This is a genomic window from Amphibacillus sp. Q70 (genome assembly GCF_052055485.1).
In the GTDB taxonomy this organism is placed as follows: domain Bacteria; phylum Bacillota; class Bacilli; order Bacillales; family Amphibacillaceae; genus Amphibacillus.
On record NZ_CP197171.1, the window covers coordinates 2,375,107 to 2,396,426 of the forward strand.

At 34.8% G+C, this 21,320-nt stretch carries 16 protein-coding genes; 7 read left to right on the forward strand and 9 right to left on the reverse strand.

What is annotated here, in order from left to right; genetic code table 11:
- Positions 1-38: 38 nt before the first annotated feature.
- From ACS127_RS10555 to ACS127_RS10565, 3 genes are all read right to left on the reverse strand, one after another.
- A complete protein-coding gene (locus ACS127_RS10555) occupies positions 39-938 on the reverse strand; it encodes an Rpn family recombination-promoting nuclease/putative transposase (RefSeq protein WP_440895004.1) in 900 nt (299 codons plus the stop codon).
- Between the two features lie 478 nt (positions 939-1,416).
- On the reverse strand, positions 1,417-2,223 hold the full coding sequence (locus tag ACS127_RS10560; protein ID WP_440895005.1) for a VLRF1 family aeRF1-type release factor: 807 nt from the start codon (positions 2,221-2,223) through the stop codon (positions 1,417-1,419).
- Between the two features lie 91 nt (positions 2,224-2,314).
- The gene (locus ACS127_RS10565) at positions 2,315-3,100 is read right to left on the reverse strand and encodes an SDR family oxidoreductase (RefSeq protein WP_440895006.1); all 786 of its coding nucleotides are present in this window, start codon (positions 3,098-3,100) and stop codon (positions 2,315-2,317) included.
- A 178-nt stretch (positions 3,101-3,278) separates the two neighbouring features.
- Here ACS127_RS10565 and gshAB point away from each other — a divergent pair, with 178 nt between their 5' ends.
- Positions 3,279-5,249: a bifunctional glutamate--cysteine ligase GshA/glutathione synthetase GshB gene (gene gshAB, locus ACS127_RS10570; RefSeq protein ID WP_440895007.1), complete on the forward strand. Its 1,971-nt coding sequence runs from the start codon at positions 3,279-3,281 to the stop codon at positions 5,247-5,249.
- 453 nt (positions 5,250-5,702) lie between these two features.
- Positions 5,703-6,266, forward strand: coding sequence for an ATP-binding protein (locus ACS127_RS10575; RefSeq protein WP_440895008.1), 564 nt, complete (start codon positions 5,703-5,705; stop codon positions 6,264-6,266).
- Between the two features lie 103 nt (positions 6,267-6,369).
- Here the strand turns inward: ACS127_RS10575 and ACS127_RS10580 are convergent, their stop codons facing one another.
- From ACS127_RS10580 to vanR, 6 genes are all read right to left on the reverse strand, one after another.
- Positions 6,370-7,578, reverse strand: coding sequence for a hypothetical protein (locus ACS127_RS10580; RefSeq protein WP_440895009.1), 1,209 nt, complete (start codon positions 7,576-7,578; stop codon positions 6,370-6,372).
- A gap of 30 nt (positions 7,579-7,608) precedes the next feature.
- Complete coding sequence (locus tag ACS127_RS10585; RefSeq protein WP_440895010.1) at positions 7,609-8,805, reverse strand: hypothetical protein; 1,197 nt, start codon at positions 8,803-8,805, stop codon at positions 7,609-7,611.
- On the reverse strand, positions 8,798-9,685 hold the full coding sequence (locus ACS127_RS10590) for an ATP-binding cassette domain-containing protein (RefSeq protein WP_440895011.1): 888 nt from the start codon (positions 9,683-9,685) through the stop codon (positions 8,798-8,800). Before ACS127_RS10590 ends, ACS127_RS10585 begins: the two co-directional genes overlap by 8 nt.
- Positions 9,686-9,790: 105 nt before the next feature.
- Positions 9,791-10,687, reverse strand: coding sequence for a D-alanyl-D-alanine carboxypeptidase family protein (locus ACS127_RS10595; protein ID WP_440895012.1), 897 nt, complete (start codon positions 10,685-10,687; stop codon positions 9,791-9,793).
- Between the two features lie 212 nt (positions 10,688-10,899).
- Positions 10,900-11,967, reverse strand: coding sequence for a sensor histidine kinase (locus ACS127_RS10600; RefSeq protein WP_440895013.1), 1,068 nt, complete (start codon positions 11,965-11,967; stop codon positions 10,900-10,902).
- Positions 11,957-12,652, reverse strand: coding sequence for a VanR-ABDEGLN family response regulator transcription factor (vanR, locus tag ACS127_RS10605; RefSeq protein WP_440895014.1), 696 nt, complete (start codon positions 12,650-12,652; stop codon positions 11,957-11,959). Before vanR ends, ACS127_RS10600 begins: the two co-directional genes overlap by 11 nt.
- Positions 12,653-12,928: 276 nt before the next feature.
- Between vanR and ilvD the strand changes: the two genes are divergently transcribed.
- From ilvD to ACS127_RS10630, 5 genes are all read left to right on the forward strand, one after another.
- Positions 12,929-14,611 carry a dihydroxy-acid dehydratase gene (gene ilvD, locus ACS127_RS10610; RefSeq protein ID WP_440895015.1) on the forward strand — a complete coding sequence of 561 codons (1,683 nt, stop codon included), beginning with the start codon at positions 12,929-12,931 and terminating at the stop codon, positions 14,609-14,611.
- A gap of 366 nt (positions 14,612-14,977) precedes the next feature.
- Positions 14,978-16,696: a methyl-accepting chemotaxis protein gene (locus ACS127_RS10615; RefSeq protein WP_440895016.1), complete on the forward strand. Its 1,719-nt coding sequence runs from the start codon at positions 14,978-14,980 to the stop codon at positions 16,694-16,696.
- A gap of 331 nt (positions 16,697-17,027) precedes the next feature.
- The gene (locus ACS127_RS10620; protein WP_440895017.1) at positions 17,028-18,326 is read left to right on the forward strand and encodes a sugar ABC transporter substrate-binding protein; all 1,299 of its coding nucleotides are present in this window, start codon (positions 17,028-17,030) and stop codon (positions 18,324-18,326) included.
- 71 nt (positions 18,327-18,397) lie between these two features.
- Complete coding sequence (locus tag ACS127_RS10625) at positions 18,398-19,717, forward strand: ABC transporter permease subunit (protein ID WP_440895018.1); 1,320 nt, start codon at positions 18,398-18,400, stop codon at positions 19,715-19,717.
- Positions 19,718-19,737: 20 nt separating this feature from the next.
- On the forward strand, positions 19,738-20,580 hold the full coding sequence (locus ACS127_RS10630; protein ID WP_440898121.1) for a sugar ABC transporter permease: 843 nt from the start codon (positions 19,738-19,740) through the stop codon (positions 20,578-20,580).
- Positions 20,581-21,320 lie beyond the last annotated feature (740 nt).

Consider the following 21,320-nt stretch of genomic DNA (forward strand, 5'->3'; position numbering starts at 1 on the left):
CAGGTGTCAGCCACAATATGTTGATTTTGAATATATATTTATAGTTGTTTTTCTAATTGTTTAATTTCTTCAATATCAAGCTGAGTGACCCTTGCAATAAACGCTAAGTCAGTTTTTTCTTTTAGCATTTCAACAGCCACTTTCTTAACACCAATTAATTCACCTTCTTTTTTTCCAATCTCTTTCCCTTTCTCCTCATAAGAAATTGTTAACTCCAAAACTTTGTCAGCCTCGGGTAATTTATTGATCTCAGTCATTAATTGTTCCTCCTCATCTTCGGTTAATTTCAAGTAACTTTCAAAAAAACCGTAGATCATGCGTTGTTTGGCAGGGTTTAGTTCCATTCTTGTAATCATGCGCAGGAATTCCTTTTTTACTTGCACGCGTTCTTCCTTGCTATAACCCATCTCAGACAATAAGGCAGCTGCAACAGGATTGTTTGAGCGAATATAGTCACGCCAGTACTGCTTTTTAAGGTGAAGAGTCAAATAGTTGAAGGTTAAGACAGGCAAGAAGTCAAAAGCCATCGTATAACAATTTTCTTCCCAATTTGCATCATGACTTAAAATGGCAATCGGAATAATTGGCTTCCGATATTTGTTGTACAGCATGCTGAAATAATGATACATTCGTTCACTGAAATGTGCTTGTTGATAGCTTTGAGGTTCAATATGCACAATAACAACAACGTCCGTTCCTTTCAAGATTGTTTCAATGACAATGTCCAGTCGATGTGTTTTCCCTTTAGTTATATCGGTATGCATTTCTTCGGAGAGAGGTTTAATCCGGTGAAAATCAATGTTTTTATGAACATCGGGAAAAAAGACAGCAAGGAATTCGGCGAAAAACGTGTGGATGAGCTCCTTATACAGTAGGTCATGTTGTGTGTAGTTAGACAGTGGGGGCTTTTCTTTGACGAGTAGCGGCATAGCTACCATTCGATCACTTCCTTAGAGGTTTTGGATGAGGTGATCATGGTGTTATATCTGACTATAATATAGCATGGTTCTATTAAAAGGACAATGCTCTGTTTTAAGGTGTTTAATGAGCCTAAAGTCTATTAAAACGGACAAAGACCATATGAAAGCAGGTCTATATTTGATTTCATACAGCTATATATTTAAAGAAATGCTTCATTTCACTAAAGTTGGATAACCTTTTTTGATCTATCTCAAATGTTGCTGAAAAGATCTAGTGCGAGAAGCTGGATTTTGTTTTGTTACGCATTAGTGTGACATGATATTTGTTTTTCTAAGCAACGAAATAAGTAAATTTGAAAATTTGGTCGACAAAGACTTGTGCGTTGAAAAACTCCCATTGATTAAAGTTCTGTTTTATACTTCAAAATTTCAGAGAATAACAATGGATGTAGACAGTTAATCATTTATCTACATCCATTTTTTTTATTAATAGGGTTTACAACTCTGTGATTGTCTTGATTATTTTTGCTTCATTCTCATCAAGCATATTCTTGTCAATAAACGTATTAATGGGTTTATTCATTTCCTTTGCTAAATCCTGTGTTTCATCTTGATTTCCAACCATATAAATATACTCCCAATTCTTGTCCTTAGCTAATTTATCAAGCTTAGCAGCAATGCTCTTATACCAACGATGACGATTGGCTTCAAAGCGTTTATTAAATTGTTCGCGTTTGACACTTTTACCACCAGAGCTAACTGTTGCTTGGGCATGGTGTGGGCCCGTATGTTTTTTCCAACTCTCAGTATCAAGATCAAGCTCATAATAATAGGAATCAAGTGTACTTCCTAACTCGGTTTCAATAATTTTAACCGCTTCTTTTTGAGTTAAAATAATTCCCGATTTCGGATAGGTATGATAGAGGTTGAGTAATTGGTCAACCTTTGCTATTTCCTCCCAATAAAGTTCTGTTGTAACAGGGACTTGAAATAACTCAGCAAACCAAATCGATTCATCTGGAGTCGCAAAAATAATGACACTTTTAGCTAAATTTAGTTCGTTTTCAGCCATGAAATCTTTTACCTTGTTTTTAATTTTACAAAAGTTATCAAGTTCAGCCTGATTTCCATCTTCTTTTAAGTATTTTTCAAATTGTTGCAAGCCATTTTTTAAATGAATCCGCCATTCTCCGCCTTGTTGATCAGGATCGGCTGGATCAGTATTTAAATACATAGTAAATACACGCTCTGGTTTTTCTAAATAAATACTTTCTAATTTTTTGATTTCTTTATTGATATCCATACGTCGCATCTACTCCTTTTAGAAATTTAGATTATATAATCATTTAACCTAATTTGGGATGCGTTAAACATGAATATATATCCAAAAAAAATCACAGTAGGGTGGAGGCACCATCAATATAGACTTCGGTACCTGAAATATGATTTGAAGCATCGGAGCCAAGGAAATAAACGAGTTCTGCAACTTGTTCTGGTGTTCCTGGTTTTCCATCTAAGGGTTGGGCTCCTTCAGGATACTCAACAGGGATTTTAATTTTTTCAAGGTTATCTTCTTCTTTAAATGTATTCTCACCAATATTGGTTTTAATCCAGCCAGGGCAAATTACATTGACTCTAATTTTATAATTTGACAGCTCTAGAGCAGCCATTTTTCCAAAAGCCATTTGGCCAGCTTTACTTGAACTGTAGGCAGACATTCCAAATCCCGAAAATTTTCGATTCCCGTTAATTGAGCTTGTCAGGATGATGCTGCCTCCTTTTTTCTTCATATGTGGAATGGCATATTTAGTGGTCAAGAAAGTTCCTTTCAAATTTGTCTCAAGGGTCTGGTCCCATTCTTCAGGCGTTATATCTTCAATCGGTGCAACGATACCATTAATGCCAGCATTGGCAAAGACAATATCCAGTCGTCCAAACTTATCTACAATTGAATCAATCGCACCTTTTATCTGTTCAGCATTTTTGATATCGGCTTCTGCTATATAGGCATGTCCTTTTATTTTATCAATTTCATTTTTAACTGACTCAGCGTTCTCTTCTTTAATATCAATCAGACCGACCTTAACTCCTGCCTTCGCAAACTGAATGGCAGTTGCTTTTCCAATTCCAGAACTTGCACCAGTAATGATGGCAACACGATTTTTCATAACTTGTGTCATGATCTTTAGTCTCCTTTTATATTAATTGATGTCGTTATCTGTAATATACCCAATTTTTAATGATAGACACTTTTTTTCATTACCATTGGCTAAAAAATTGAAAAGGATCGTAAAAGAGTTTAATATGAGCATAAAGACTATCAAGCAAGAAAATGAAATAAATATAGGAGTATGATGTATGATGATTGAAATGAAAAAAGAATTAACAAAAAGAAGAGAACTTATCCAATTTTTCAAAAATTATTCTTTTAAAATAAAAAGAACGAGTCAAGTTGTTGATGAAACAGGGGTAAAATTATCTTTGGATCATTATGAGGGCTTGGGAAAGAAAAATGCTCATCCAATGATAAGTGTGAATGCTGAGGAGTCATTGGTAAGCTTAACAACCCCAATGATAAAAAAGGTCAATGAGGCTAAAAATTATTTAGCAGCTATTCATGAGGTGTTCTTAAGAACTATAGTAAAGCAGGGGTATTTATATCCATTGAGTGAGGCATTAAATGATGCTGATCATAAAAGTAAGGGTGCTATTCGACTCTTTTTATCAGTGGATGATTCCTTATTGAACGAATTATTTAAAAAATCAACTTACTTTGAAGATTATATTGATTATAAAAATACAATCTATCAGGCAATTGCAAATAATTTATCCCAATATCAATGGTTGATTGACCATCTACTAAATTATCAAGCTAAAAGTAAGAGCATGGTTAAGCATGATAGCCATGAGACTGCCTCTATCGAGATGAACGCCATTGATTTAAATCCATTTGAAGCGAATGGGATATCAGAAAAAGACCTACGATTGATTGGCTTGTTATTTTTATTTGCGATTTATAATATAGGTGCAGAAAAACACATGGATAGACCAGCCCATGAAAATCACTTTAAAGAAGCCGCAAAGTTTTTAGAAAAAGTTTTGGAAATGATGGAAGAACTAAATTTTGCAGAAGAAGACAAACAAATCGTATTGGAACAGATCCAACAGTCAGAAAATACAATGAGAGACTTGATCAATCAGGAAATGATAAATAACAAGTCTTTATTTAATTTTGCAATGGAAAAAGGGAAATTATATCATGACCAAGCATGGGAAAAACCATTTCAATTATCCGGTTTTCATGACATGGAATTGTCCACACAACTTATGTTAGCTAGCGCTATTCAAAAGGGAATCAGTTTTCAAGTATTGGATAAAAATGATCAATTTGTCAAACTCTATTATAAAGAACATATAGAATATGTGAAAAATACGAATATGACTAGCCTCGATACGTACATTTCGCCATTGATCATGGAAAATAAAACGGTCACGAAAGAAATATTAAGCCAGAATGGGTTTAGAGTTCCAAATGGAAAGGAGTTCTCTAATTTAGAAGCCGCCTTGCTAGCTTATCAGGAATTTTGTGATATGAATATCGTTGTGAAACCCAAATCAACAAATTTTGGCTTAGGAATCTCTATTTTTGAAAAGGGATTTTCACGTGAGCACTTTGAGGAAGCAATAAAAATAGCATTTTCTGAAGACGATTATGTACTAGTAGAGGAATTCATAACGGGGACTGAATATAGGTTTTATGTGCTTGATGGAAAAGTAGAAGCCATTCTATTGAGGGTTCCCGCAAATGTCGTAGGCGATGGCAAACACACAATCAAAGAGTTGGTGGAGAGCAAGAATTCTGATCCACTACGCGGCACTCATCATCGGGCACCATTAGAGTTAATCAAATTAGGAGATATTGAACTTTTAATGCTAAAAACTCAAGGTTATCGTATCGATGATATACCAAAAGAGGGTGAAACAGTCTATTTAAGGGAAAACTCTAATGTGAGCACGGGTGGAGATTCGATTGATATGACGGATGATATGGATGAAAGCTATAAGAAGATTGCTGAACAGGCTGTCAATGCATTAGGGGCATTTGTTTCTGGAATTGATTTAATGATTATTGATAAACACAAAAAAACGAGTAAGGAATCATTAGACTATGGCATAATAGAAGCGAACTTCAATCCCGCCGTGCATTTGCATACCTACCCTTATCAGGGAAAGTCAAGACCTTTAGTAAGTAAAATGTTGGACAAACTATTTCCAGAGGTAGCTGATTTATCACAGATAACCGTCCGTAAAACTCCCGCCTCAAAATAGAGAAAGAAAATGAATCTATATAGGCGGGAGATCAGGTGAGCTAATGTCCTGATTCACTCGAGCCAACACGATGTTGGTCACACAAGCGTTTTCGCAAATGTTTTCGGTGGGACGAGTAACGGCAAATATCTTCGGTGGGGTGAGTCATCACACAAAGGAAAGCTACGAAGTATTTGCATCGCAAGAGTAAGTGACTTACTTATTCTGAGCCCCAGTCGCAGGTCTTTTTGATGGGACGAGTAATCGCAATCCCAAATAATTTCGATGGATGATTACTCGTCTCATCGTAAATATCTGCATGGTTTATCCCACTGAAAACCATTGTTCCCCGAGTTTTATAGACAGTTATCTATGATAAAATGTAGTAAATGTGATTGAAAATAACGAGCAAACAGGTTGTTTCTTAAAATTAACATTATTCTTATATAAACTGCGAGTAAAAGGAGGCGAATTATGAAAAGATTAGTCATTATTACAGTTGGTAAGACTCATAGTGGAAAAAGTACCTTTGCAAAGGATTTAGAACAAGCATTAGAGAACGCATTTGTTATGGATCAAGATAACCATGCAGAGTTTATAAATACTTATTATCAAAAATTGCAACCCCTATCGGGGCCTAATACTCTGAAACATTCTATCTCGCATTTAATTGTTGATTATGCTAAGAAACATACCGATTTACATATTATTGTCAGTAATTCAAATCGAGGTCTAAAAGGGCGAAGATATTTATTGGAGGAAATCTACCCAAAAGATGAATTTATCCGTATTTTAGTTCATTTTGATATTCCGGATGAAGTTCTGCATGATAGAGTGATTAATAGTCAGCGTTGTACAAATATATTCAGACTTGCCTCCAATTTTGAAGAAGTGTTGTTAAGACAACAGGCTGATTCCCAATTAGAAGGTGTCGTAGATCCCGTTGAAGGGGAAGCAAACTATTTGTTCGTCATTAAGAATAACGATGAAGCGGACTCTGTCATAGAAAAAATTACTCATATCTCTAAAAGTTTATAAATACATCTCCGTTTAGAATGGAAATCTGGTGAAAATAGGAACTCATATAAAGGCGATGAATACTGAATTCCTATTTTTTATCCAATCTCCTCCACGTCTTAATTCAGTTTCTCTTCAGTCTTTGTGTAAATATAAAAGGGGTTAGTACTATAGATATCATTGAGCAAACTATGGTAAATATTAGAACTGCCGTAGATGTAAGTATCCTAGAGTCAAAGAGATTATAACTGAAAAGAGAATCGATAAAGGCAAATAAATTTACGCCGTTAATCGGTTGTATATGCAAAAATTTTTTTACACTCATCGCTACATGTCCACTATTTTTTAAAAATAGGGGTGGAGCAATTAATAAAGTGGATATAATCAGGGATGGATATGTTTTCTGAGATATAGAATTTATAAAAGCCCCAATAAGAGCGATGCACATGATAGCTAGCCATGCGATGAGCATATAATAAATATACAATTGCCCAATCGATAGATTGTATATCATCGTAAAAAATTCAGGTAAAATTTGTATCTGCGAATGCCAACCAGATACCCCTAAAAGTCCCAATACGATAGAAGATACGATCGTACTGCAGATTAAAAATTCCAATGTTAAATAAGTGAGCATCGCAAATATCTTCTTAAAACCTATCGATACTAGCTTTTTTCTCCCCATAGCATTTAGAATAATAGCCATGTTTTGTTCCTTTTCAAAGGAAAAAAGCTGATTGGATATGATAATAGCCGAAAGAACGATGGCAAAATAGACGAGAAATAAAGCATTAATTAAAGTAGGCCATTGGTCGATAAATTCAAAGGTAAAAGGTTTTTCTATCTCAGCGGCTCTTTTTAAGGCTTCTTGTTTTTCAGCATTCGATAGAGAATGACTGCCATAGAAATCTATCTTCTCCTCTACTTGTTTTATATTCCGCTCATAGAAGTCATCTACATTGGGGAGATGGCTAACTTGAAATTCACTAGATCCTGTATAGGGTAGATAGGCTTCTCGCAAAAGAAGGAAAAATCCCGGATATGTGTCTTCGACTTGAAAATATGCCTTTTCTATATCTGGATGTGATTTATAAAATGCAAGGGCATCGTTTAATTTCTCGGTAGTTAATATCCCAGATGTCTTCTGCCTTTGTTCTCTTTCACTTTTAAACCCATTTAACCCTGTTATTACAATTTCTTCACCAGTAGAATAATCATAACTTTCATAATCATGGATAAAGAAAATGGGCATAGCGATGGATAATAATAGGGATATCACCAGTAAAATCATAACCGCTGGACTTTTATAAAACTTTTTACTTTCATTAATCATTGAAACACATCCTCCATAAAGAGTTAGTCTTTAGTAATCTTTTATCCTCAAAATAAATAATTGAGGTGTGATTAAAAAACAGACGATTAAAATGATCAAAGTATAAAAAATAATCGCTGTCGTTGTAAGCATTTGAATGTTAAAGAACTTATATATCTGGAGTGATGCTATATTTTCTATTATCGCAAACCCATTTATCGGTTGTATGTTTAAAACTTTCCCAATCGTTACCGGAATAGAATCAAACTTTATAATGACTATAGGAAGAAAGGTTACTAAAAAGCCAATGATTAATGATAGATACGATTTTTGCATGAATGCATTTATAGTTGCAACTAAGATCCCTATTGCCATCAGACAAAGCCACCCCATAAATAAAGCTAACAAATACGCGCTACCAAAGGTTAATTGATGGATAGAAGTAAAGAATTCAATTTGAATTTGACTTGACATTCCATCAATTCCAACAGCTGAAAAGGTAATGACAGAAACGATTAATACACTCATTAAAAAAACGATGCTTAAAAAAGTTAGCAAGGCAAGTACTTTATTGATTCCAATCTTTTTCAGTTTTTTCTCTCCAAAGGTAACTAAAATCATATCCATCTTCTTTTCTTTTTCATAAGAAAAAAGTTTTGATCCGACAACAATGGCAGATATAGCAATAACAATAAATAAGATATTCAATGATTGATAAACGTCTATCCATTGTCTACTAAAATCTATCCTAAATGGTGTTTCTACAGAATTCGCTTTTTTTAATATGATATCTTTTTCCCAAGCTTTATAGTCATCTGGCAAATTATTTAGGATTTCGGTTATTTTTATTGTATTTCTATTGTAAAAATCGTTCCCATTTTCAATTTTATTTAGATTTTCTATTTCACTTGTCATGCCTGGTGAATAAGCATCAGTCAATAAAAAAAGAACACCAGGGTATTTTATATCGGTTTCTAAGAAAGCTCTATCCTGTTCTGGTATTGACTGATAGTAAGCTAAAATTTCATTTATTCTATCAATACTCAGCTCTCCTTTTGAGTTTTCATATCTTTCTTTTAAAACTTGAATAGCAGCTTTACCTTCCACTCGATTCGTATTATCAGGAGATTCGATAATAGAAAAACTTTTTATCGGTGCTATGGAAACGCCAATCGAAACGATAAAAACGAGTAAGACTAATATTTTTACATGCAGCTCACTCCAGTACTTTTTTAATTCATCAACCATCTGAATGTGCCTCCTTTTTAAAGTTAATCAGGTATACATCATTTAAAGTTGGCTTTACTTTTACTGCATTCGGTACTGGACTATTTGCACTGATAATTCTACCTTTAATCATTCCCTCTGCCTCATAAATCATTGATACAGAATATGTTTCACCTTTATTATGTCGTTTCAGTTCGTTATGCATATCTATTTCATTGTCAAAATCCGCCTCCCATACCCAATCAATGCATGTATTAATCAATTCCCTTTCCGTACCCTTCATGACAAAATGTCCATCTTTCAATATAAAGATTTCTTTTGCGATAAACTCTAAATCACTTACAATATGTGTTGAAATGAGTATGATCTGCTCCTGTCCAAAACTGGAAATATAGTTTTTAAAATTAATTCTTTCTGTCGGATCTAAACCTGTCGTGGGTTCATCAAGCATGACTATTTTAGGATTGAATAAAAAAGCTTGAGCCAATCCGACTCTTCTTAATTGTCCTCCCGAGAGTGCCTTTAATTTTTTAGCTTTGATATTCGTTAGATTAAATAAGTTCAATTTTTTATCTATCTCCTCATTTACTTTATCTTGGTTAAGATTAACTTTTATATTTCCCAAATAGGAGAGAAATTGATAAATCGTCATATCTGGATAACCTCCAAAACTTTGAGGTAAAAAGCCTAACAGAACATCTCCTTTTTTATGTAGCTCAGGGTAAATGACTTTACCTTGATAATTCGTTAAAAACCCATTAATTATTTTAAAAAGGGTTGTCTTACCTACACCATTGGCGCCTAAAAATCCATAGATACCATTTTCTATAGTAGCATTCACACCATTAAGAACCGTATTTTTCCCATAAGCTTTTTTTATGTTTTTTAATTCTAAATTCATTCAACTATACCTCCAACTTTATAAAGTATTACTTATTCCTGAACAACACTACTTAAAATGAAAAGAATATAGATTACTATTTAAGTGAATATCAAGATAAATGGACTATTTTGTAGTCTTGATATTTTCATATAACTTTAGCGTATCTGCTATCTGTGCTTGGTCTGGCTGACTAATATCTGCTAGTGGTGCCCCCATAACAATACTTATATATTCTTGATTTTCTATTAGTCCAAGAGTCGCCCAGCATTGTCCTGCTTCATAGGTTGTACCTGATTTTCCACCAATAATCTCAAAGCCTTTTTGATCATCTTTATTAAGAAAGGTAAGAACAGTTGATTTTAATAAAAGTCCTTCAGGGTGATCAAGAGTTGATGTGGTTTGAAAGGTCTCTTTTGTAAAAATTGCTTTAAAATCTCCGTTATCTAATGCATAGTCTAAAAGTTTTGCCATATCATGAGCCGTTGTATATTGCTTTTTATCGTGGAGTCCTTCTGGATTTGTAAAGTGTGTATTCTCTAACCCTATTTCAACAGCCTTAGCATTCATCATCTGAACAAAGTTTTCTACATTTCCTGCAACATGGATGGCTAAGGAGTTAGCTGCTTCACTACCTGAACTTAGAATCGTTCCATACAGTAGATCTCGATAAGTGACTTTTTCTCTACCATAAAATCCTGCCATTGAAGCATTTTGATTAACCATATCTTGATAGGTCTCTACATCTATTGGAGTTATTTCAGATAAATCATCAATATTTTCTAAGGCGACAATTGTCGTCATCATTTTTATCAGTGAAGCAGGATATGTTTTAGAATATGAATCTTTCTCATAAATAGCGTTCCCTGTTTCCCTATTAAGCAGATAAATGTGCGGACTAGTATATCCATCATGACTTAAGGGGAGAAAATATTCATAAATTTTGCTTCCTACTGTAAATAATGCAAATATAATAAGAATTACAATCATTATTTTCTTTGTCATTTTTAAGAACTCTTTCATATCAGTATTCCTCTTTATAGTTATTTTTCCTTACCAATTGATTTCAATGATAAATAGCTTACCAATTAACACCTTTTATTTAATTAACCTTTGTTATCAAGTAAAAAAGCATCTTTAACGGATACATTTATCGTATCAAAGTTAAAGATGCTCTTTTTCTCTTTTTACTAAAGGAAAGATAAATTTTTTCATAATAATTTCTAACGTTTTTCTTACAATAATGGAATGACTATTTTAAATTCTGTGATGTCATGGTCACTTTTAGCTTCTATAGTCCCTCCATGAAGCTCTATAATTTCTTGTGAGATAGCTAGTCCGAGACCTGCGCCCCCAGAAGAAGGATCTCTCGATGCATCTAATCGATAGAACTGTTCAAATATTTTATCTAACTTCTCTTCAGGAATTGCGTTTCCACGGTTTGAAAAAACAATTTCTATCGTCTTTTCTAATTGACTTACAGCTATTTCTATTGTCTTTTCAGGAAAACTATAGTTTATTGCATTTTTAAGCAGATTATCAAACACTCTTTCCATCTTGTTTACATCAAGCTTCACCTCTACATCTGAATCTATCGTAAGCTTGACATTCAAATGCTTTGGTAACAACATCGGTTCAAATTCAAATACAAATTGTTGGAGCATACGTGTTAGATTGACTTTACTTAGCTCAAGGGTAAGAGTTGAAAGATTGAATCGTGTTATTTCAAAAAATTCATTTATAAGCATCTCTAATCTTTCTGCTTTTTCAAGTGAGATACCGATATACTTTTCTCTTAATGCTTTTGATATGCTTTCTTCATCTCTAAGTAAACTTAAATAGCCGATGACTGATGTAAGGGGCGTTTTTAAATCATGGGCAAGATAGACTAATAAGTCATTTTTCCTTTGTTCTGCTTCTTTAGCTATTCTATTATTCTCCTTTACATTTAACCTTAATTGATTGAGCTGATATTCAGCCTCTGTCAGCTCTTTAGGAAGTTTTATATATTCATCTTGTGATTGATAGATCTGCTCTGTCGTATCTAATACTTCTTGAAGATGATCTAATGGCTTGCTCCAATAATAGTTAGCAATAACCAGAAATTCGACGCTAAAAACAATTAAAAGGATGAGTAAAGAATACTCGCTAAAAAAATTGTACAGAGGATATAAGGGTTCATCACCAGTCCATACAAATAATCTAGATAAATAAACAATAAATGAATAAAGAAGATTTGTTAATAGAAAAACAATGATAAAAGTAGCGATAAATTTGAAAAACAGAAATAACTTATTTTTCAATTTGGTAGCCAACCCCCCAGACTGTCTTGATAAATTTTGGGTGTCTAGGAGGCTCTTTTAACTTTTCTCGAAGTCTCCCAATATGAACCATAACCGTATTGTTGTTTTCAAAATACTTCTCTTCCCATACCGCTTCAAACAGTTCTTCAGATGAAACCACTTTGCCTATATGCTCAGACAAATACCAGAGTATCGAAAATTCAATCGGCGTTAGGAAGATTTCTTCTCCGTAAAGCGATACTGTGTGAGTATTCCTATTAATATACAAGCCTCTTATTTCATACTCATCTTTTGAACACTCTTTTTCCGAACTATTGTATTTTTTATATCTTCTCAATTGCGTTTTAACTCGAGCAACTAGCTCCAAAGGGTTAAAAGGCTTTGTGATGTAATCATCCGCTCCCATACTAAGCCCCGTTATTTTATCCATATCCTCACCTTTTGCCGTCAGCATGATAATAGGAAAGAAATAACTCTCCCTTATCTTTTGGCAAATCTTAAAGCCATCAATATCGGGGAGCATGATATCCAAAATAGCGATATCAAAATTGACACTATTTATTGCCTTTAAAGCATCTATTCCATTGTAAAATTTATGGATTTGATAATCTTCATTTTTTAAATAGACTTCAATCAGGTCTGCAATGTCTTTTTGATCATCTACAACTAAGATATTTTCGCCCAATTTATCTTCCTCCTTATCTCCGCTTTTTCACTACAACTGTTATCGTTTTTTCCGTTATGTATTACTTGATATTATATACAAACATTTGAACATTCTCAATATGATGACTACCATTATATGGTTTATCTAAATTAGCTACATGATATCTATCAACATTTTCAAATTGAAAGGACAAAAAAGGCCTTTTTAGTTAACGAATTATCAGAATAGACGAAAAATTTGAATTGTAGTTCATTATCCTTTAAAGTTAAAGAAACAAGGAATGGAGGGAAGACAATGTCGAAAGATTTACGGGTTAAGAGTCACGTATTTGATGATCCTAAGCGTGCCCCTAATCGTGCGATGCTTAGAGCAGTAGGCTTAACAGATGAGAGCTTTAAACAACCTATGATTGGTGTTGCTAGTACGTGGAGTGAAGTCACTCCTTGCAATATTCATTTACACGGATTAGCTGAAAAGGCGAAAGAAGGGATTCGAACAGCTGGTGGTGTACCGATGATTTTTAATACCATTACAGTTGCTGATGGAATCTCTATGGGGACAGATGGGATGCGTTATTCATTACCAAGCCGGGATGTAATTGCTGATTCGATTGAAACAGTGGTTGGTGCAGAAAACTTAGATGGTTATGTTGCAATTGGTGGTTGTGATAAAAATATTCCAGGCTGTATGATAGCGATTGGCCGGACGGATGTTCCCGCTGTCTTTGTTTATGGGGGGACAATCGCACCAGGCTATCGCAATGGTGAGAAGCTAGATATTGTTTCTGTATTTGAAGGAGTAGGGAAGCATAATAATGGTGATATATCTGATCAAGAATTACACGGTATTGAATGTGCTGCCTGTCCCGGGGCTGGATCTTGCGGAGGGATGTATACAGCAAATACAATGGCCTCTGCTATGGAAGCTATAGGCATGAGTTTACCGGGGAGCTCTTCAAACCCTGCTGAATCCAAAGCTAAATATCAGGATGTTGAAGCTGCTGGAAAAGCCGCTTACCGTCTACTTGAACTAGGAATTTATCCAAAGGACATCATGACAAAAAAAGCGTTTGAGAATGCCATTACTGTTGTTATGGCATTAGGCGGTTCGACAAATGCTGTCCTTCATTTATTGGCGATCGCACATGCCATTGAAGTGGATTTAACCTTAGCTGATTTTGATCGACTGCAAAAGAAAGTGCCGCATTTAGCTGATTTGAAACCAAGTGGTCAATATGTAATGGAAGACTTATATAAAGTCGGTGGGGTTCCTGCCGTTATGAAATTATTGCTTGAGAAGGGTTATTTAGATGGGGATTGTTTAACAGTAACTGGAAAAACACTAGCAGAGAATCTTGCTGATGCTGAAGATTTAGCTGAAGGTCAAGAAATTATTAGACCGCTAGATCATCCTTATCGTGAAAACGGTCCTTTAGTTATTTTGAAAGGAAATCTTGCACCCAGCGGGGCTGTAGCCAAAGTCTCTGGTGTTAAGGTAAAACGCCACACTGGCCCGGCAAGAGTTTTTGATACTGAATTTGAAGCAACAGAGGCTGTAATGGCTAATAAAATCAATGAAGGCGATGTCTTAGTCATTAGACAGGTAGGACCAAAGGGAGCACCAGGTATGCCGGAAATGTTATCTATTTCTGCAATCTTGGTCGGAAAAGGATTAGGTGAGAAAGTTGCCTTATTAACAGACGGGCGTTTTTCTGGTGGAACTCACGGCCTTGTTGTTGGTCATATTGCTCCAGAGGCACAAGATGGTGGCCCAATTGCTATTTTACAAGAAGGAGACTTGGTGACGATTGATTTGGATCGTCAGGAAATTAGTATGGATATTTCTGCTGAGGAAATGGAACAACGCTTTAGTCAATGGCAAGCTCCTCGTTTACATCAAAAAGGCGTGTTAGGAAAATATGCTCATAACGTTTCTTGTTCCTCATTAGGAGCAGTGACAGATCATTTCACAGATTAATTAGCAAAATGAGCTACAACTAAACTAACCATTAGTCCAAAGATGAATTAGAAAATAATTAAAGAAAATCCGAACTTATTCGAATTCTGCCCCAAGAATTCTGAATGATTGTTCGGATTTTTCTTTACTTAAAATATTTTTTGATTTGTTGTTAAACAAACGTTAGCACGTTACTGATGAATGAGTAAATATGAGTTCAGCTAAAAAAGAATCTGACAGAAGATAAAAATAGGTCGTTTTCTGTAAAAACTATGGCTAATAAGATATATTCATGGTAAAATAATCATGTGCGGAACCGATTGCGCTATCTTTGGTAGTAGATCATGCGAACTATAGTGGTAACTTCAAGGGAGGGAAGTGGTAAAGTTGGCGAAGAAAAAAGGACAAAAACAAAGGAAAATGAAAGCGAATACAGATCGAAGATTAATTCGACGTTTGTATACGCTCATCAGTGTAATAGTCGTAACATGTATTGTAGCGGCTAGTTTCATTTATACTTTTAGTTCAGAGGTAAGCAATCAAAGTGAATCGTTGGAGGAAACAGCGTCATTACAACAAGATTTTGCTGAGCTAGTTAATCATCTTAATCAAACGAGTATTGTCTATTATCAGTTAGCTACTTCTGGATATAATCAAGATTTAGCAGAAGATGCTGAACATTTTTTATCTGAAGCAAGAACGTTATTTACAGATATAACTCATAGAATTGAAGAAAATGATTCACTCGAGCATTACTTTCAAAATTTAGATGATGCAATTACTTCCTATCAATCTATTTTTGAGGAAAACTTTACAACAGTATTTTTAGGTGAAGAAGCTGATCGGATACGCAGTCGTGTTGTTCCAGTTATTACTCGGAATGAAGAAGCGATTAATACAGTGAATGAGCGGATTCAGGATAATTTATCTGATCGTAGAGATGAAACTTCAGATACTTTACACCAATCACTATCCCGGTCAGAAACAATTATCATGATTGCACTAATAGTTCTTATTATTGTGCCATTACTTTCATTATTATTCTTTGCTAAGAGTTTAAAAAGTGGTGTAAGTTTAGTCATGAAGCGAATTGAAGCATATCATGATGGTAATCTAGCTTATAGTCATGGTACAAAAAGAAATGATGAGTTTGCCAAAATTGATAGTAGATTAGCAAATATGGGTGAGCAACTCCGCTCAATCCTAAGTCGAAATCAACAAATTAGTGAAGATGTATTAAATGTTGTTCAAGCGACTTCACAGAAATCTTCGGATCAATTGAAAGGCATGAGTGAAATTGATTCAATGATGATCGAGTTTTCAGAAGAAATGGAACGACAAACTGATTTTACAGGAACGATCTCTGCGACAACAGAAGAAGTTTCTTCAAGTTCAGAGGAAATTCAAAGTTCAATAGGTAAAGTGAGTAAACAGTTAAAAGAACTAGAAACTGTTTCCGATCATGGTTTGCATTTGATGAGTGAGTTGGAGCATACCATGAAGGATTTAAATGACCAAACATCGGGAACCTCAGATCGAGTTGATCATATGCAAGGTCATCTTGAACATATTACGTCATTTATTCAAGGAATTGATGACATTGCTGATCAAACGAACTTACTTGCGATTAATGCTTCTATTGAAGCAGCAAAGGCTGGTAAGGAAGGGCGAAGTTTTGCAGTTGTAGCAAATGAAATTAGAAAATTATCACAAGGTACAAATGATTTTTCAAATCAGACAAAAAATGTTTTAGAGGAATTAAGTAAAGAGGTAACTCATGTTGTGACCGCATTTACCCATTTCAAGGCAGACACTCTTCAGTCTTTAGAAAAAACGGCTGAATCAGCAGCGATATTTAAACAAATTTCGACTGACAATTCAAAGGTCACTCGTGAGCATCAGGAAATCGATCAATCAATTATGGAAATTAATCAAGCCATCGAGAATGTGGTCGAGTCTGTTACAGAATTAGTTAATGGTGCAACCGTATTGCAAGAAAAGAGTTCATCAGTCGCAAAAATTGTCGAAGATCAGACAAAGCGTCAAGAAGAATTGACGAATGAAGTTATCTCGTTAGAGGAAACAGCGACACTTTTAAAAGATTAATTTTATAAATATTTAAGCGTTTTCAAATAAAATAAATATTTTATTAAAAAGGGTTGTAATTTTAACTGGAACAATAGTATAATATAATCAACAGATGGTGCAAGCGATTTCATTGAAAGTTGATTATTGAAAGAGTCTACACCATTTTAAACAATCAGTTGCAAGCGATGACACGTGCCTTTAATTAATTAATTTCTTATTATTTTAACTAAAGTTGCCAAGTTATTCATTCATTAGCAATAAAGAGTTTTATAGTTTAATAGGTACGAGTGAGTGGCTAGTCATCTGGTTGGAATTTATGATTACTCACTATATAAGAGGGGGAAGACAAATGTTTAAAAGTAAGTCAAAGTCATTTTGGTTAATAGCAGTTCTAATGTTAGTTCTGTCAATGTTTTTAGTTGCTTGCGGTGGAGATGATGGCGCAGAGGCTCCAGCAGATGATCCAACTGGTGAAGAAACAAATGATGAAGGCGGAGATGGTGATATTCCAGAAAAACCGGAATCATTGTCAATGTGGGTAAACGATGAAGAATCGCAAATAGATGCTTATGAAGAAATCACAGCGCGATTTGAAGAAGAGTATGATATTGCTGTTGAGCTGATCCCATATAGCATGCTAGATCAAATTGATGGTATGGGATTAGATGGACCGTCTGGTCAAGGTCCAGATTTATTCTTCCAACCACATGACCGAATGGGAGATGTTCATTTACAGGGGTTAGCAGCTGAATTAGAATTTACAGAAGAACAAGAAGCACGTTTAGCTGAGTATAATGAAGAGGCTGTGACATCATTCAGCTTTGAAGGAATTCAATATGGTATTCCAGCTGTTACTGAAACATATGCACTATTCTACAATACTGATTTAGTTCCTGAGGCGCCAGAAACGATGGACGAGTTGATGGATATTGCACGTGATTTAACAGATGGTGACACATATGGCTTCTTGATGAATGCACTTGATTTCTACTTTGTTTACCCGTTCCTAACAGGTCCAGGCGGCTATGTATTTGAACAAGATGCCGATGGTATTTATAATCCAGAAGATATTGGCCTGAATAATGAAAGGGCAGTTGAAGGTGCAACCACGATTCAAACATGGTTTGAAGAAGAATTAATCCCACAAGGTATCGATATGGATATTATGACTGGATTATTTATGGATGGCCAAGTAGGCATGGTTGTTGATGGTCCATGGGCAATTCCAGATTACGTAGGTGCTTTAGGTGATAGCGTACAAATTACGACATTACCAGAAGAAAATGGTGAAGTATTGAGTTCATTTGCAGGAAACAAAGGTTGGTTAGTCAACTACTATACAGACAACCAATATTGGGCAACAGAATTAGCTTTATTTATCACAAATGAAGAAAGTTCAACAACCTATTATGAAGTGGCTGGTGAATTACCTGCACATACGGCAGTTGAAATTGAAGATGAATTAATGGATGCCATCTTTGAACAAACAGAATATGCAGAACCAATGCCGAATATCCCAGAGATGTCACAAGTGTGGGAACCAATCGCTGATGCATTAACATTCATTACTCAAGGTGATGATCCACAAGAAGTATTAGATGAAGCTGTAGAGATTATTGAAGAAGAAATTGACATGATGGGTCAATAAGTTTTAGAGGAGGAGGGATTGAGAGATGATAACTTCTCAATCCCATCTCTTTTACTAGGAGGGAAAGGCAAATGGCTGCAGAGAATAGTCAAAAAACCGAAAGCAATCATGAGAGTCAGGCTAATTCAAATCATAACCCCACTTTAGCTTTGTTACTCTCACTTATCCCCGGATTTGGACAAGTTTATAACAAACGTTATATCAAAGGTGCAGTAATCTTCGTTTTATTTGCTGCTTTTGTGATTGTTATGTATGACTATATGTCTTCGGGTCTTCAAGGCTTAATTTCTTTAGGACAAATAGAGAGAGAAGATGATTCACGAGTATTTTTAAGTCAAGGAATTTTAGCTTTAATCTTTCTAACATTTTTTGTTATTTTCTATGTATTAAATATACAAGATGCACATCGAGATGCTTTGAAAATAAAACGTGGTTGGAAAGTGACAGGTGTTATTGAAGGATTCAGAAATGCTTGGGACGCGGGTTTCCCATATCTATTAGTTGGACCAGGGTTATTATTATTAATCTTCGTTGTTTTGTTCCCATTACTTTTTATGGGTTTCCTAGCATTTACGAATTATAACTTATATAATGCACCACCAAGAAACTTATTAGATTGGGTTGGATTTGATAACTTTATTAGATTGTTTACCCTTGATGAGTGGCGAACAACCTTTTTAAATGTTTTATCATGGACCTTGATTTGGACGTTCTTGGCAACAACGCTTGCTATCATTGTTGCTATGTTCTTAGCTATTTTAACAAATGATAAACGATTGAAATTCAAAAAACTGATTCGAACTGTATTTATTTTACCTTGGGCTGTTCCAAGTTTTGTTACGATTATTATTTTCTCAGCGCTATTTAATGATAACTTTGGCGCAATTAATGCTGATATCATTCAGCCGCTATTTGGTGTAACGATTCCGTGGTTAACAAGTACGACATGGACAAAAGTAGCCTTAATTATGATTCAAGTCTGGCTTGGCTTCCCATTTATTTTTGCTTTATTTACTGGTGTATTACAGGGAATATCGAGTGATTGGTATGAGGCAGCAGATATGGATGGAGCTACACGTTGGCAAAAGTTCCGGCATATCACTTTTCCACATTTGATGTTTGCAACGGGGCCTTTATTAATTACCCAGTATACATTCAATTTTAATAACTTTAATATTATCTATCTTTTCAATGGTGGAGGGCCGCCACTTCGCGGTCAATCAGCAGGTGGAACGGATATCTTGATTTCATGGATTTACAATCTGACGTTTACCAATTCACAATATAGTATGGCTGCTGCTATATCGATTATCTTAGGAATTATCGTAGCGACATTTGCTTTCTTCCAATTCCGTCGTTCTAAATCCTTTACAGAGGAGGGGACATACTAATGGCTAAAACAAAAAAACCTGTGAGCCGAAAAACAAAAAATGTAATTGAATTAACCTTAATGTACCTGATTATTGGGATTATGTTTGTCATTATTTTCTATCCATTAGTTTGGGCATTTGGTATGTCACTTAACCCAAGCTCTAATCTTTACGGAGCTTCAATTATCCCTGAAAATTGGTCCTTTGTGCATTACGAATGGTTATTTACCAATCCGAGAAGTAATTATTTACTATGGTATCGAAATACATTAACCGTTGCTATTTCAGTATCTATTATCGGTACATTATTAACCAGTTTCACAGCCTATGCTTTTTCACGTTATCGTTTTAAAGGAAGAACGCATGGTTTGTATGCTTTCTTATTATTACAAATGTTTCCGGTATTAATGGCAATGGTAGCCTTGTATATTCTACTAAATACAATTGGATTATTAGATAGTCTACTTGGATTGGTTATCATTTATATTGGAGGAAATATTCCAATGAATGCTTTTCTAGTCAAAGGATACTTTGACACATTACCAAAGGAATTAGATGAATCAGCCAAGATGGATGGTGCAGGTCATTTTAGAATTTTCTTTCAAATTCTATTACCACTTGCTAAACCCATTTTAGCAGTTGTTGCTTTATTTAATTTCATGAATCCATTTATGGACTTCATTTTACCGCGGATTGTTTTACGTAGTCCGGAAAAGTATACATTAGCTTTAGGTCTATTCAACTTTGTTAATGATCAATTTGCCAATAACTTTACCCGATTTGCTGCAGGTGCGATTTTAATTGCTGTACCGATTGCAACGGTATACCTATTCCTGCAAAAATATTTGATCTCTGGACTTGCTTCAGGAGCAACAAAGGGTTAAAGTTTAAATTTAACCAATGAGTAGGAATGTCTCTCCTTATTGGTCATACATTCAGAAAAATCGAACCTTTCCAGTCTATGAATCTCTTCTCCCCTTTCTTTTTATCGTTTTAGAGACTATATGGACTGTTAAGGTGTAATAATAGGATAATGAAAAAGAACTGTTGCCCAATGAAAATTAGTTGGGCAACAGTTTTTTTGTTGGGAGTTTTAGAAAGGGGAGTGAAACACTCTATTCGGTTTTTGAATTGAAATCTCATTTGAAACATCGAATAGAAGAGTCCTATCTGGTATTTTAGTTTGGAATTTTGTTTAAAATGTTTGCTAGAAGTCCTCTATCCGACAAATTGACTTGCAATTGGTATGAAATGCTTGATAGAAGCCCTCTATCTGATATTCTGCTTGAAATGAAAGCTCAAAACATGTGATAGAAGCAAACTATCTGACTTTTTAAGCAGGGAGTTCAAATAAAACATGAAATAGGCGCGTTTTACTTGGCTTTTGAATGGCAACTAAGTTTATAGGTTCTCGTAAAGGACTTGTTGGGGATATCCCTAGGATATATAAATAACACTTGACTAATCGTAGGAAGAAGCTATCGCTGTACATCAAATATTTTGTAACGCCTTTTTTATATGTAAGGAAAGAATAAAATTTCAACAGACGTTTTTGATAAGGAGAATAACCGCGCTAAGGAAGGTTATCGAGCGATTATATCGCAAGAATAAGTGGTTTTCTAAT